Source organism: Staphylococcus sp. HMSC071G07, assembly GCF_001811435.1.
Classification (GTDB): Bacteria; Bacillota; Bacilli; order Staphylococcales; family Staphylococcaceae; genus Staphylococcus; species Staphylococcus pettenkoferi.
This window is the reverse complement of the sequence record NZ_KV804756.1, coordinates 75801-90470: the sequence shown is the minus strand read 5'-3', so window position 1 is coordinate 90470 and position 14670 is coordinate 75801. Positions and strand designations below refer to the sequence as shown.

The 14670-nt window shown below is 40.0% G+C and carries 12 protein-coding genes; 6 read left to right on the top strand and 6 right to left on the bottom strand.

The features are described 5' to 3' along the window. The first annotated feature begins 371 nt into the window (after positions 1–371). Positions 372–1760 carry an amino acid permease gene (locus HMPREF2802_RS02805; RefSeq protein ID WP_070502684.1) on the top strand — a complete coding sequence of 463 codons (1389 nt, stop codon included), beginning with the start codon at positions 372–374 and terminating at the stop codon, positions 1758–1760. Positions 1761–1831: 71 nt separating this feature from the next. Here HMPREF2802_RS02805 and HMPREF2802_RS02800 read toward each other — a convergent pair whose 3' ends face one another. From HMPREF2802_RS02800 to HMPREF2802_RS02780, 5 genes are all read right to left on the bottom strand, one after another. Continuing rightward, positions 1832–2707: a MurR/RpiR family transcriptional regulator gene (locus tag HMPREF2802_RS02800; protein WP_049412346.1), complete on the bottom strand. Its 876-nt coding sequence runs from the start codon at positions 2705–2707 to the stop codon at positions 1832–1834. 1 nt (position 2708) lies between these two features. Beyond that, entirely contained in the window at positions 2709–4151 is a 1443-nt protein-coding gene (locus tag HMPREF2802_RS02795) for a PTS transporter subunit EIIC (protein ID WP_070502683.1), read from the bottom strand. Positions 4152–4197: 46 nt separating this feature from the next. Next, positions 4198–5082: an N-acetylmuramic acid 6-phosphate etherase gene (gene murQ, locus HMPREF2802_RS02790; protein WP_070502682.1), complete on the bottom strand. Its 885-nt coding sequence runs from the start codon at positions 5080–5082 to the stop codon at positions 4198–4200. 12 nt (positions 5083–5094) lie between these two features. Then, the gene (locus HMPREF2802_RS02785) at positions 5095–6144 is read right to left on the bottom strand and encodes a MupG family TIM beta-alpha barrel fold protein (protein WP_070502681.1); all 1050 of its coding nucleotides are present in this window, start codon (positions 6142–6144) and stop codon (positions 5095–5097) included. Between the two features lie 126 nt (positions 6145–6270). After that, positions 6271–6606, bottom strand: a complete 336-nt coding sequence (locus HMPREF2802_RS02780) for a hypothetical protein (protein ID WP_002471337.1) — start codon at positions 6604–6606, stop codon at positions 6271–6273. 155 nt (positions 6607–6761) lie between these two features. Here HMPREF2802_RS02780 and HMPREF2802_RS02775 point away from each other — a divergent pair, with 155 nt between their 5' ends. Beyond that, positions 6762–7490, top strand: a complete 729-nt coding sequence (locus HMPREF2802_RS02775; protein ID WP_070502680.1) for a CPBP family intramembrane glutamic endopeptidase — start codon at positions 6762–6764, stop codon at positions 7488–7490. Positions 7491–7507: 17 nt separating this feature from the next. On the opposite strand, the gene HMPREF2802_RS02770 is transcribed toward HMPREF2802_RS02775, so the two are convergent. Continuing rightward, the gene (locus HMPREF2802_RS02770; RefSeq protein ID WP_070502679.1) at positions 7508–8200 is read right to left on the bottom strand and encodes a helix-turn-helix transcriptional regulator; all 693 of its coding nucleotides are present in this window, start codon (positions 8198–8200) and stop codon (positions 7508–7510) included. A 410-nt stretch (positions 8201–8610) separates the two neighbouring features. On the opposite strand from HMPREF2802_RS02770, the gene HMPREF2802_RS02765 reads away from it, so the two are divergent. From HMPREF2802_RS02765 to HMPREF2802_RS02750, 4 genes are all read left to right on the top strand, one after another. Then, entirely contained in the window at positions 8611–9402 is a 792-nt protein-coding gene (locus tag HMPREF2802_RS02765; protein WP_070502678.1) for an inositol monophosphatase family protein, read from the top strand. 395 nt (positions 9403–9797) lie between these two features. Then, positions 9798–10754: an LCP family glycopolymer transferase gene (locus HMPREF2802_RS02760; protein WP_070502677.1), complete on the top strand. Its 957-nt coding sequence runs from the start codon at positions 9798–9800 to the stop codon at positions 10752–10754. 423 nt (positions 10755–11177) lie between these two features. Beyond that, positions 11178–14132, top strand: coding sequence for a formate dehydrogenase subunit alpha (fdhF, locus tag HMPREF2802_RS02755; protein ID WP_002471270.1), 2955 nt, complete (start codon positions 11178–11180; stop codon positions 14130–14132). After that, on the top strand, positions 14132–14602 hold the full coding sequence (locus HMPREF2802_RS02750) for a helical membrane plugin domain-containing protein (protein WP_002471346.1): 471 nt from the start codon (positions 14132–14134) through the stop codon (positions 14600–14602). Before fdhF ends, HMPREF2802_RS02750 begins: the two co-directional genes overlap by 1 nt. Positions 14603–14670 lie beyond the last annotated feature (68 nt).

The window sequence follows — 14670 nt, the reverse complement described above, 5'->3', positions numbered from 1 at the left end:
TGTGAATGACTTAAAATTGTGAAGATTCTTTGAAATTTATTTTGCATTTTTCGTACAAATCACATAGAATATATAAAAAGAATGTAAGCCCTTACATAAAATGTAATATAATAGTGTCTGAGTCAATAGCGTTTAATTAAATTGGGACAAGGGTGCATTCTAAGATTGATTTGCTCATCAATGATTAATGGCAGCACAGTACGATATTATTCTCTTGAACTGTGAGTTCCTGGGGCAGTTCGAACAACTCACGTTTGAGAAAGAATTTATCGTCAGAAGCCATGAATTTTAAATCAAATCAATCTTCTGAATAGATAGAATCTTTATCTAAGATTCGAGAATAACGAATTAGGAAGAGATGGGGTTGAATTATGGCAGAGAAGAATAAATTACAAAGGGGATTGACTGCGCGTCAAATGCGCATGATCGCACTTGGAGGTACAATCGGTGTCGGATTATTTATGGGAGCATCCGATACGATTAACAAGACAGGACCATCTGTTATCTTTGCATATCTCATTGCAGGTATGTTCCTATTCTTAGTTATGCGTGCAATGGGTGAGATGGTTTACTTACATCCAACGACAGGTTCATTCGCACACTTTGCGAGTGACTACATCCATCCTGTGGCAGGTTACATCACAGCGTGGAGTAACATCTTCCAATGGATCGTCGTCGGTATGAGTGAAGTTATCGCAGTAGGTCAGTACATGAACTATTGGTTTCCTGAATTACCACAGTGGATTCCAGGTGTCATTGTAATTCTATTGCTTGCGGCAGCGAACTTAGTTTCTGTAAAAGCATTTGGTGAATTTGAATTCTGGTTTGCAATGATTAAAGTTGTCACTATCATCTTAATGATTATTGCAGGTCTTGGACTCATCTTCTTTGGTTTAGGTACAGGACATGCAACAGGATTATCTAACCTTTGGACACACGGCGGATTTATGCCACATGGTTGGGTTGGTTTCTTCTTCGCACTCTCTATCGTTGTGGCATCTTACCAAGGTGTTGAATTGATAGGGATTACAGCAGGTGAAACGAAAGATCCACAGAAAAATATTAAATCAGCAGTTAATGGTGTCATTTGGCGTATCTTGATCTTCTATATCGGTGCCATCTTCGTCATCGTTACTGTTTATCCTTGGGACCAATTAGGTCACATCGGTAGTCCATTCGTAGCAACATTCGCGAAAGTCGGTATTACATTTGCAGCAGGACTCATTAACTTCGTTGTACTTACAGCAGCGATGTCAGGCTGTAACTCAGGTATCTTTAGTGCGAGTCGTATGATCTTCACACTAGCTGAGAAAGGGCAAATGCCTAAGTCATTCACTAAAGTAATGAAGAACGGTGTGCCAGCCTTTGCAGTTGCTGCAATTTCTGTCGGTATCTTAGTCGGCGCATTGCTTAATGTGATCTTACCGAAATTGATTCCAGGCGCAGACAACGTGTTCGTATACGTTTACAGTGCGTCTATCTTACCAGGTATGATTCCTTGGTTCATGATCTTGATTAGTCACTTGAGATTTAGAAAGCTTCATCCTGATCAAGTTGAAGGCCATCCTTTTAAAATGCCAGGAGGCGCCGTAGGTACATTTATTACAATCATCTTCTTTATACTTGTATTGATTGGTATGTTGTTCAACAAAGAACAAGTGATTTCATTATTAATCGGTGTTGTCTTCCTCGCGTTTATGACAGCTTATTACTTCATTAAGGGTTATCATAAAATGAGTGAAGAAAAACAACGCTTCTAAATGAATCAATTGAATAAATAATAAAAAGACTTAAGTTGACGTTACGTGCAACTTAAGTCTTTTTTACTAACTTAATGTTTAAAATGAATATTTGAAATATGCTTGCGATAATTGTCTAAAGCCATCTTAGATTGCGTAATTGAATCTAATGAATGTTGGTAGTTGAGCGCAATATAGCGATAATATAAGACATCTACAGTAAAGAGTTGCGCAAACAGTGAAGTGGTTGCAGCCATACGTAATTCGTTCTCATCTGTTTGACCATATGTCAGCACATGATCTGAAATTTCAGCTACCGGATTGTCTGCTGTGCTCGAAATCGTGATGATGGAGATATTATAATCCGTTGCTACTTTCGCCATGGCTTGTAACTCACTGTGGCTACCATGGTTGGTAATAAATACGACACAATCGCGTTGATCATGTGTTGCGAGCGTTGAAGTGAGTTGATGTGTTTCTGTGATGAAACGAACATTTAAACCAATACGTGAGAATTTCTGGAATAAATCCGTCGCAATGACATAAGATGCGCCATAACCGAATAAGAAAATCGTGCGTGCTTGTTTAAATTGATCACAGATGGCACCGATCGTATGGGCATCCAAGTGAGCAGACACGTCATAAAGCGTATCCTTTGCGCGTGAAAGTAACTTAGATGAAATATTCTCAATAGATTCATGATCGACGAGTTCTAATAGTGTATTGTTCGTTGTATCTTCAGGCAAATAGCGTGAAAGCTCTAGCTTTAAATCTTGGAAGCCCCCACTGGTCATCTTTTTACTAAATCTGACGATGGAAGCAGCGCTAGTGCCAATCTCCTTAGCAAATTCTTGTACTGACATTTTGACGATATAGTGAGGTCGGTTCAAGATGTAATCAGCAATCTTCTTTTCGCTTTTAGTCAATCGGGTATATTCATCTTCTATCTTATAGAGTACGTTGGTCATATTAATCACCTAAAGTATCAGAGTTTCTCATTGCTTTCGTCGTGCCAAATAAGTATGTGAATACAAAGCCACCGATATATGCAGCAAAGAGACCTACAATATAACCTAAATACATATGATCTGAAATGAGCGGGAGGAGGGACCATCCACTCGGGCCTACTGCAGTAGCACCAATGTGACCGATGCCGCCAATAACAGCACCACCAACACCGCCACCTAAGCATGCAGTAAAGAATGGTCGTCCAAGTGGTAACGTAACCCCATAAATCAGAGGCTCACCAATACCGAGTATGCCTACAGGTAGGGCACCTTTCAACGTATCGCGTAAGGTCTTATTCTTACGACAACGTACCCATAAAGCGAGTGCAGCGCCTACTTGTCCTGCACCTGCCATCGCAGCAATCGGTAATAAATAAGTTGCTCCCGTTTTATTTATCATTTCAATATGAATAGGTGTAAATATATGATGTAATCCTAACATAACCAATGGTAGGAAGAAAGCACCGATGATAAAGCCGCTAAAGATGCCTCCTACACTAATAATCCAATTGATAACACCGACGAGCCCATCAGATACGAAACCAGCGAGCGGCATGATGACGAATACAGTGAGTAAGCCGATGATCAGTAAAGTAATTGTCGGTGTAATGATAATATCGACTTCGTTAGGAATCACTTTGTGCAGTCTCTTTTCAATTAAACTCAAAAGCCAAACTGCTAAGATGACACCAATAATACCACCTTGGCCAGCTTGTAAGTGCTCACCCGTAAAGAGGTTAGTGATTGCTTTATCATCACCTAAACCTGTAAGTAACGTCGTACCACCGATGACACCGCCGAGACCTGGTGTCGCACCGAATTCTTTTGCAGCATTAATACCTGTAAAGATAGCAAGATAAGCTAACATACCATCTTTAATCACACCAAAGATCGTGACGAGTTGAGTGAAGAAAGCACCAGAGATCACATGAGCAGTTAGCATGTTCTCGATAACTGCACCGATACCTCCGATGAGACCCGCTCCGATAAAGGCAGGAATCAATGGGATAAAGATATTGGCTATAGTTTTAAAGAACTTTTGGAAAGGACCTGATTTCTGTTGAGATTGATAGTTCTGCTTATTCTCTTGCGCACGCGCTTCTGCACGTTGTTTGGCTGATCCGCCTAAGTCGTTATTGGAAATAGTAGATGAATGAGATTGTTGCAGTTCTTCCATATAGTTCGCGACCTTTGAAGCGGTACCTGGTCCTACGACAATTTGTAAACGTTCATCTTGTACCACTCCGAGCACGCCATCGATGGCTTTTAACTCTTCGAAATCAACTTGATCATGATGATGGAGTTGAACGCGTACGCGTGTCATACAGTTAATCACATTGTCTACATTCTCTATACCTCCGATTGCTTGCACAATCTGGTCGGTTAATTCTTGGGTATTCGCCATATGAAATGACCTCCTTCAAATCATTATGGTTATCTTGTAATGATGACTACTGAATTGCGCGTTTAATTTGTCCTTGATTAGCTTGTAAACGTGTTTCTGCTTCTTCACGCGAACAGTTCGCAAGATGCATGACGACAGCGACTTTCAATTGCTGTTGTGCTTGTTCGTAAAGTGAAGCGGCGTCACTTTCGGATAAATCGCAAATGTCTTGAATAATACCGATAGAGCGTTGAATCAACTTCTGATTGGTTGGGCGTAAATCGACCATCAAGTTGCTATAGACTTTTCCTAAACCTACCATTGAAAGAGTAGAGATCATATTTAACATGAGTTTCTGCGCTGTTCCTGCTTTTAAACGTGTTGAACCCGTCAAGACTTCAGGTCCTACGTGAACTTCAAGTGGATAATCTGCGACTTCACTCATCGGTGTCTGCTGATTGCAACTGAGTGCCACCGTCATAGCCTCTAGCTCATTGGCGTAATGTAGACCGCCGAGAACGTAAGGCGTTTTACCACTTGCTGCAATACCAATCACGACATCTTTAGCAGTGAGATGAATGGCTTTCAAATCTTCAACAGCCATCTCTGCGCTATCTTCTGCACCTTCCACCGCTTCAGTCATCGCACGTTGTCCACCAGCAATCAGTCCAATTACTTCATTCGGACTTGCGTTGAATGTAGGTACACACTCCGCAGCATCAAGGACGCCTAAGCGACCACTCGTTCCTGCACCAATATAGATGAGGCGGCCACCGTCTTGCATCCGTTGAATGATACGTTCAATGATTTGAGCCAGTTGAGGAATATGCGGTGCGATGGCATGAGGTACCTGTTGATCTTCCTCATTCATCGTACGTAGCGCTTCCTCAATAGACATTTCATCTAAACGCATCGTCTTAGGATTACGTGTTTCAGTAGTCATTCGATTCATTATTTCATCTCCCTATGTATTAAGTTCAAAGCTGAACGTATCATTACCACTTAGACAATCGAGTAGAGCGATGTCCTCTTCAATCATTTCTCCGATACAATTCACGTTAGGGTGTGCAGGTAAAGGTTGTTTAATGAGTTGTAACTCACCTTGATAGCGTCCATTGCATTCATTGTCCACTGTAATCATTCCACGTGTTCTGGTCGTTGTCTGAGTAGGAGGGATAGATTGCTCAACGCATTGACGCGCATTGTGAGAGCGAATGACTGCTTCAGGCGTATCCATTCTCACTCGGTGCGTCATTTGTAGTAAAGCTTGCACTTGGCTATCCGTACTCGCCACTTTACATCTAAGGGTAAAATGCCGTTCTGTAACAGCTTGAATGAGTTGCTGTGCATACTTCCTTTGAAGTTGAATATCCCCCACAATAACATGATTGACGCCAGTGTCAATCAGCATTTGCGCACTATAAACTGGATGTGCATCTCTCGTATCTTCTAAAGTGGGTAGCCCTTTATACAATGGACCACGTCGTTTCGTCCCACTAATAAAGCCGTAAATGATGGCTTCTGTATTAAAGCGACGAATCAAAGCATTTTGCGCTTGAACGAAAGAGTGAGACAGTCCTGTATCTGGGCGTGGATAATAATTATGACAGTAAACAATTTTATGAAAATAAGTAACTTGCTGTTTCAGTTGAGTTAACAACGTTTCAGTAAGTGTACTCGCATTTAAACAACATGATAATCCTGCTTGAGTAAGTTGATTAATAACATCTATTGAAGTTGAGTGATCAATGCGGATCACAATATTCCCATTAGAATAGAAAGAAAGTAACTGATAAAAGGTGTGATTCAGTAAAGAAGGATTTGCATCAATGATGAGCGTCAAAGGCGCGTCTTGAAGTTGATGTAATAGTTCTTTGAAGTATTGCAACTTAACCTCATCGGATTCTTCAGGTATCTGCAATGAGGTGAATAAGGTGTCGTATCCGAGATGAATCATCGATTGAATATAAGACCAATCAGCTTCTTCTCCCAAATAAACTGAAAAGCTGGACATAAGCAGTCTTCCTCCTTACTTGTAATCGATTTCATTTTACAATAACTCGTATGACTTTACAATTCTATACATAATGCATATAAAATTATGCGCAATCCAATAGCGTAGTATAAATATTAAACTATACTAATCAAATAGCACTGCATGAATCTGATGATAAAGTGACAGAAATTGGCGTTGCGTATCAACGATGTACGCAGATTTATGGCCAGCCTGTAACTCGTCTAAAGGATGATCAGCTAGATAGTTGAGATGGTGGAGGTATTTATGATGATAGAAAGTTAAAGTTGAGGGAGAGAGTTGATTGAGCCTCTCACGTTCCGTTTCCACATAATCAACAATCCTCTGACGATAAGACGCTTTGTGCTTACTATCTTCATGTATGGCATAATGGTAAAGTTCGATGTGTTGCACTAAATCGTGTATGCATTGATGTAAATGTAGTAATTCTTGGTAATTCATAGTTGATCCTTCCTGTTCGTGATGTATTGTGTCGTGGTGAGTTAAATAGGTAGAATAAAGTTCTTCAAGTTCTACGGTTGATTCAAGTCTTAGAGGGTAAAAGCGTTATTAGCACACAATTATAGTAGAAATAGAAATAAAGGAGACGATAGGGCATGCCTAACTCAATTTATCGCTTTCGAGATATTCAGTGGCGCGATTTCTTACTCATTCCTATATTCATTGTGTCATTTTTTATCTTTTTTATTATAGGTGTGGTATATAGTTTCGTTATAGAGAAAAGCGACAGCACCACCATGGATATGCTGACTGCTTTAATACAGTTGCTTGCTTATGTGGTCGTTGTTTTGAGCTATTACTTTTTATATATTCAGCAATTTCAAACAATCTTAAGTGACAATTGGCAAACTTTGAAACGGCAATGGCGGTGGGTGTTAATCGGCTTTGTGGCAATGTTCTTATTAGCGATGTTATACGATCAAGTGATTCAACATCTTCCGAATAACTGGGGTTATAGTGAAACGAAGAACGAGGAAGCACTGGATCAATTGTTTAAGCAGAAAGCCTTCTTACCCTTTACATTTATTCTCGCTGTCATCGTGGGTCCTATAGTTGAGGAACTCGCTTTTAGACATTTACTGATTGGCGAGTTAGGCAAGAAATTCAATTTCATAGTTATGGGTGTAATTTCGGCACTGCTCTTTGCGTTGATTCATTTAGATCCCACGAGTTCGCCGTTCGAGTATGGAGGTTATCTCATTATGGGTGCCGCCATCGTCATTGTTTATTTGAATACAGGGCGACGTCTGCTGCCCGTCATAGAAATGCATATGCTCAATAACTTTGTAGCCTTTATCCTCACATGTATCTCGTTATTTCATTAGATATTGATTGGCTTGCGTTATTCTACTTCTTTTAAAAAAGACTCAAAGTTGTGCATAGTAATATCGTGCGTCTGAACGGTCTTCTGGAAAGAGTAGGCAATATCTTGAATTTCGCTCACTGTCAACATCGTCGTTTGGCCTGTGCCGATTTCAAAGATAATCGCGTACCAAGTGCCATGCTGACATAACATACCGATGAAGATGACGTTCTCTGTATGCACATCATGGTCGCTTGTCGTATGTTCGACTGCCATGACATTACGTTCAGCGCTATAAATGAGAATGTCAGTGAAGAATTGAGGTAATAACGCTTCATCATAATCTTCGAATTTAATATAGTTGTCGAGACGTTTCAGCGTATTTCTTAATTTCGTATAGGGGATATTTAAACATTTCTTAATAATCGCTTTGATATCCTCTTTAAAAGGTAATGTTGAATAAGATTGACTTTCATTCAATGTTAAGAATAGCGCAATCATTTGATCTTCTGTGAAATTCATAGTGTATTGATTGTGCGTTTCAGTAATCTGATAACCGCCGCGCACACCTTGTTTCGCTACAATCTTCACGCCTTGATTCTCAAGATCGGCCATATCACGCAGAATGGTACGTTTAGACACATTAAGTGTTTGCGCAAGTTTAGATGCACTCGTTTGATTGTTCGATTGAATGAGTTCAATAATACGATTCTGACGTTCTCGTTTGTCCATCGATGCCACCTCCTGTTACCTTTACTATTTACACTTAGTATAGCATAAAACGCGTAACGACAACATTTAAGCGATATTTTGACAAAAAAATTACAAAAAAATCAAGAAAACGCTTACATTCTCTTTTAACATGTGTTATAGTTGTTGTAGTAACAAGGGGATAACGAATAAGGTGATTTAGGGGTAGGCTATTACATAATATAATAGTTACAATCTCTTGTTCGTATGCGTTACTATTCAAACATCTTCAATATTTATTACTTACTTTCCTTTCTATTTGCCGACTAGCGATGACTAGTCGGTTTTTTAATGTAGATAGACATTGTTATAAGAGTGCTACATTTCGTGATAGAGAGTATGCTAAAATAAATACATTCATACATATAAATCTTAAGTAAAGAGGTGACATAATGAATCAGCAGTACTTAATCGAATTAGACCAACGTATTCGTGAGTGGTTACATACATTAGATGAAACGATTCCGCAACTTATCTCACAGATGCATACATCAACGAAAAAAGGTCGCTTCGACTTGGTTACAAATGTCGATCAAACGATACAAGAACAGTTTGAGACATTTCTGGAAGAACATTATCCTGAACATCAATTATTTGCTGAAGAAAAGTCCAACGAGCATATTGATGCACGTCAAGGACATACATGGATGATGGATCCAATCGACGGCACGATGAATTTAGTGAAGCAACAAGAGGATTATTGCGTAATTCTCGCTTATTTCATAGACGGTGAACCAATGCTTTCTTATATTTATGACTATCCGCACCGTCATCTCTATCATGCAATACGCAATCGAGGTGCATATAAAGACGGTGAGAAACTTCAATCACCAGCTACAATTGAACTGCAAGATGCGATACTCTCATTCGGAGCACAGTTTGTAAATAATGCAACGTTGCGTAATCTCTTTGATGCCTCTTTCAGCCATCGCATTATCGGTTCTTGTGGTTTAGATTCCGTTCGTGTTATCACAGGTCAGTTCGGTGCGCATTTTAATACGAACCCGAAACCGTGGGATATCGCAGCGCAGTTTCTATTTGCTCGTGAACTTAACTTGAAGATGACGAGTTTAAGAGGGGAAGCGTTGGACTTTACGAAAGCAGGGCCATTTATTATCAGTAACCCTGGATGTCACGAAGCGGTACTAAAGGTGCTTCAACGTGGCGAAGGTTATGAGATATAGGTCTTTGGTTGGATACCTTTCTTTTCAATAAAGTTTATACTGTTAATTAATAGCTTGACTGCTTTGTCGTGAATCATTGTTCATTGCTCATTTACATGTAGTAAAATCGCTACTTCTCAATGATTCACTCCGCGCCTCAAGCTGTCACTTAACAGTCTAAATGGTTAGTAGAGGATAATAGCTTGACTCCTTTGTCGTGCTTCATTGTTCAGTTCTTATTTCAGTGTAGCAAAATCGCTACTTAAAAAATGCGCTTTGAGAGTAGTACTACATTTCGGTGTGGCTCACATGCTTTTAATGAACAAAGAAAGCGAACGACAAATAAGATGAAGGAACAAATAGAAAAGTGAGCAATCATTAAGAATGAAAATTAAATAAGATAGGAAGTGATGTGAGTGAAACGCTCAGATTACTATGGACAGAAAAAATCAGGTGGGCCCGGTAAAGTATTACTTTGGATTGTAGGGATTATCGTACTCGCACTGGTGCTCTTCGCTTTGTATATCGGATACAAAGTCTTTGCGGTTGGAGGGTCAATTCACGATCCTTTGAATCGTGATAAATCGTCACTACGAAGTGATAAAGTTGATCTAGGGAAAGGTGACCCTTTTACCATTGCGCTCTTTGGTGTAGATTCAGATGCGAAACGTTCAGCCAATGGTGGCGGTCAACGTACCGATACGATTATGGTACTTTCAATCAATCCTGAGAAGAAGACGACTGAAATATTGAGTATCCCGCGTGATACAAAAGCTGAGATTGTGGGCAAGGATTCCACTGAGAAGATTAACCATGCATATGCATACGGCGGCCCAGATATGGCAGTGAAATCTTTAGAAAAATTATTGAACGTTCCGATTGATCACTATGCAACGATTGATATGGATGGTATGAAAGATATGATTGATACAGTAGGCGGCATCGATGTCGTAAGTAACGCGACATTCTCTTATGATGGTCAATCATTTACGAAAGGTGAAAAGACGCATCTTGATGGTAAGCAAGCGATGGCATTTATTCGCAGTCGTAAAGAACAAGGTGCAGGCGGAGACTTTGGTCGACAAGAACGTCAACAACTTGTCATTCAAGGCTTAGCAAATAAGTTATCTAGCGTGCGTTCACTCACTCATTTCAATTCATTGATGAATCATGCGAAAGAGAATGTGAAGACAGACTTATCTTTAAGCGACTTAAACAAAGTACGTAGTCATTATAAAGATGCAAATGAAACTGTTCACCGTCACCAACTCGAAGGTTCTGGTGGTATTGAAGATGATGGCTTGTACTACTTCCACCCAAGTGATAGTTCACTTCAAGAGAATTCTCAAGCAATAACATCTAATTTAAATTAGTTTAATACGCTGACCATCTCTCTCATTACGAGGGAGGTGGTCTTTTGCTTTGAGAAGAGTTGCTAGATGGTGGTACATCGACTTCTTCTTTTAGGAAGAAAAGTTCTATAGTGTATACATTATTAAGATGTTATAAGAAAGTGAAGACATATGAAATATAGTTTTTTTAACCTGATTAAATAAGTTCGCTGACCCTTTGTATTTGATAATGATAATCATTTATGTCGCGCAAGATATAGCCAAGTTTGCTTAATTAAAATTTATTAATAAAACCGTGTGTAAACACTTAACATTTTACATATATGAGTATAGAATATACTCAAGGCATTCTGTTTTTATACATGTGTGGGCATTGTTAAAAAGAGAATCGACAACGCTTAGCAGATATAACACGGGTATTAATATATATTAGGGGTGAATTGCATGCAAGAGCATTTGATTGTCACTTTAGACGGCAAAGATTATCTTGTGGAACCTGGAACAAACTTATTAGAATTCATCAAATCGCAGAACACGTTTGTGCCTTCGATTTGTTATAACGAATCATTGGGACCAATCCAAACGTGTGATACGTGTACAGTTGAAATTGATGGAGAAATTCAACGTGCGTGTAGCACTATCGTGGATCGTCCAATGGTGGTCAATACTCAGAACGATCGTGTACAAACAAGTCAAAAGGAAGCACTCGATCGCATTTTAGAAAAACACCAATTGTATTGTACAGTATGTGACTATAATAACGGCGACTGTGAAATACATAATACGATGGACCAATGGGGTCTTGAGCATCAAACATACGAGTACAAAGAGAAACCATATGAGAAAGATTACGGCCCATTCTACCGTTATGATCCTAACCAATGTATCCTTTGTGGACGTTGTGTAGAGGTGTGTCAGGACGTTCAAGTTAATGAAACGTTAACGATTGACTGGGAAAGACAACAACCACGTGTAATTTGGGATAATGATGTTTCAATTAACGACTCATCTTGTGTGGGCTGTGGTCAATGTGCGACAGTTTGTCCATGTAACGCGATGATGGAAGTGAACATGGAAGGTAACGCAGGTTACATGACAGATTTAGAACCAGGCTCATTAGCAGCTATGATTGATTTAACTAAAAAGGCAGAACCAGGCTATGGTCCATTATTCGCAGTTTCAGACTCAGAAGCAGCGATGCGTGAAGAACGTATCAAGAAGACGAAGACAGTATGTACATACTGCGGTGTAGGCTGCTCATTTGACGTTTGGACGAAAGGTCGCGAAGTCCTTAAAGTGCAACCTCAACACGAATCTCCTGCGAACCAAATTTCATCTTGTGTTAAAGGTAAGTTCGGTTGGGATTACACAGACTCTGAAGATCGCTTGACGAAACCACTTGTACGTAAAGGTGACGAATTTGTTGAAGTTGAGTGGGACGAAGCACTTAAAGTCATCAGTGATAATTTCACTAAGATTAAGAATGAAAAAGGCGCAAGTCACTTATCATTCATTTCTTCTTCTAAAGCGACAAACGAAGAATCATATTTAATGCAGAAGTTAGCACGCCAAGTTGTAGGTACGAATAACGTCGACAACTGTTCACGTTATTGCCAAGCGCCTGCGACGAAAGGGCTCTTCCGTACAGTAGGTCACGGTGGGGACTCTGGTTCAATCTCAGACTTAGCGCGTGCGAGCATGGTTGTGCTCATCGGTACAAATACAGCAGAAGCACACCCAGTTATCGCTTCTAAGATCAAACGTGGTCAGAAGTTATTTAACAACACGTTGAACGTCTTCGATATCCGTAAACACGAAATGGCGCAACGTGCAGATAACTTCTATCAACCGAAACCAGGTACTGACCTTGTATGGTTATCTGCAGTTACGAAATACATCATCGATCAAGATAAACATGACAAAGCGTTTATCGATGAATGGGTAGACGACTTCGATGAGTACTACAAATCATTAGAAGACTTCACTATGGAATTTGCCGAAGAAACAACAGGCATTCCGAAAGAAGATTTAATCGACTTTGCAGAACAAGTCATTGCGGCTGAATCTGTATCGATTTGCTGGGCAATGGGTGTAACACAACAAGACATCGGTAGTGATACATCTACTGCAATTTCAAACTTACTCTTAACTACAGGTAACTATCGTCGTCCAGGTACAGGCGCTTACCCATTACGTGGTCACAACAACGTTCAAGGCTGTAGTGATATGGGGAGTATGCCTGACCAATTCCCTGGTTATCAGAAAGTGGACGATGACGTGGTTCGTGCGAAGTTCGAACGCGAGTACGGCGTAGAAATTCCTGCAGAGCCAGGTCGTGACAACCACCAAATGATGGAAGGTATTCATAACGACGAAATCCATGCCTTATATCTTTACGGTGAAGATACAGGTATCGTAGACTCTAACATTAACTTTGTTCAAGCTGCTTTAGAAAAAGTAGACTTCTTAGTCGTACAAGATGCTTTCTTCACTTTCACAGCAACATATGCGGATGTTGTATTACCAGCAAGTCCAGCGTTAGAGAAGACAGGTACTTTTACTAATACTGAACGTCGTATCCAACGTATCTATCAAGGACTTGAACCTAAGGGAGACTCACTTCCTGACTGGCAAATCATCCAAGCGATTGCGAAAGAAATGGGCTACGATTGGGGTTACACTCACCCATCTCAAATCATGGATGAAATCGCACGTTTAACACCACTATACGCTGGTGTGAACTACGAACGCCTCGAAGGCTACAACAGTTTACAATGGCCAGTAGCTGAAGATGGTACTGACGAGCCAACGCTTTATATGAATGGATTCAACTTCGAGAACAAGAAAGCGAAGTTCTTCCCATTAACATTCGACAACTTCTATAAAGAAAGTGAAGAATACGACTTACACGTTAACAACGGTCGTCTTCTTGAACACTTCCACGAAGGTAACATGACTTACCGCGTGAAAGGTTTAGAGTACAAGATGCCAAACGCATTCGTCGAAGTATCTCCTGAACTCGCTGAAGACCGTGGCTTACACGAAGGTGCAGAGGTCAAATTGATTTCTGATGCGGGTGAAGCTGAACTTGTCGTGCATATTACTGATCGCGTAAAAGGTAAGCAAATTTACATTCCGTTGAACAATAATGCGATGTTAAACGGTGATATTAATGCGATTAACGCATTGACAAACAGTGACGTTGATAAAGATACAGATACACCATCTTACAAACGTACAAGCTGTCGTATGGAAATTAAGACACGTAAAGGTAAGTCACCATTGAACCCAACTAACTTCCGTGTCAATAAACAACGCAAACCACAATACAGTGTTCAAGTGCAAAATAAATGGAATCGTGAAGATTACGTATTCCCAGGAAGTCAGGTGGATCAATAATGGCAGAACGTATTACTAAAATTAGACGTGTTGAGAAACCGAAAGAACAAGTGAAACAAGAGAACTTAGAAGAAGTGACATCAGCGATTTCCGAGAATAAAGAAAGCATTCTTAAAGCGATTAATCTCGTGAGTGCGCTCGATGATGCGAAGATCTTAGATGCTTTATCTGGCATGGTCAAAGGTCGCGGTGTCATTGCGAATAAATTTGCGACTGAGTTAAATAAAGAACAATATACAGGTTTAATTTCAAACATGGCATCACTAGTCTTCTTACTTGGTGACTTAGATGTGAACGATTTGAGTCATGTGCTTAATAAAGTGAACAGAGGGTTACGTGTGGCGAACTCAGCTAACCCTAATCAGAAGACATCAATCACTGGACTTTTCAAAGTGTTGCGTGATGATGAAATTAACCGTGGCTTAACTTACATGTTGAACTTATTAAAAGGTATGTCGCGCGAAGAATAAGTCGCGGACGTGACTGCACTATAGAATAAGAAGCGCTCATATAATATTGGGCTAAGTAAAATCAATAC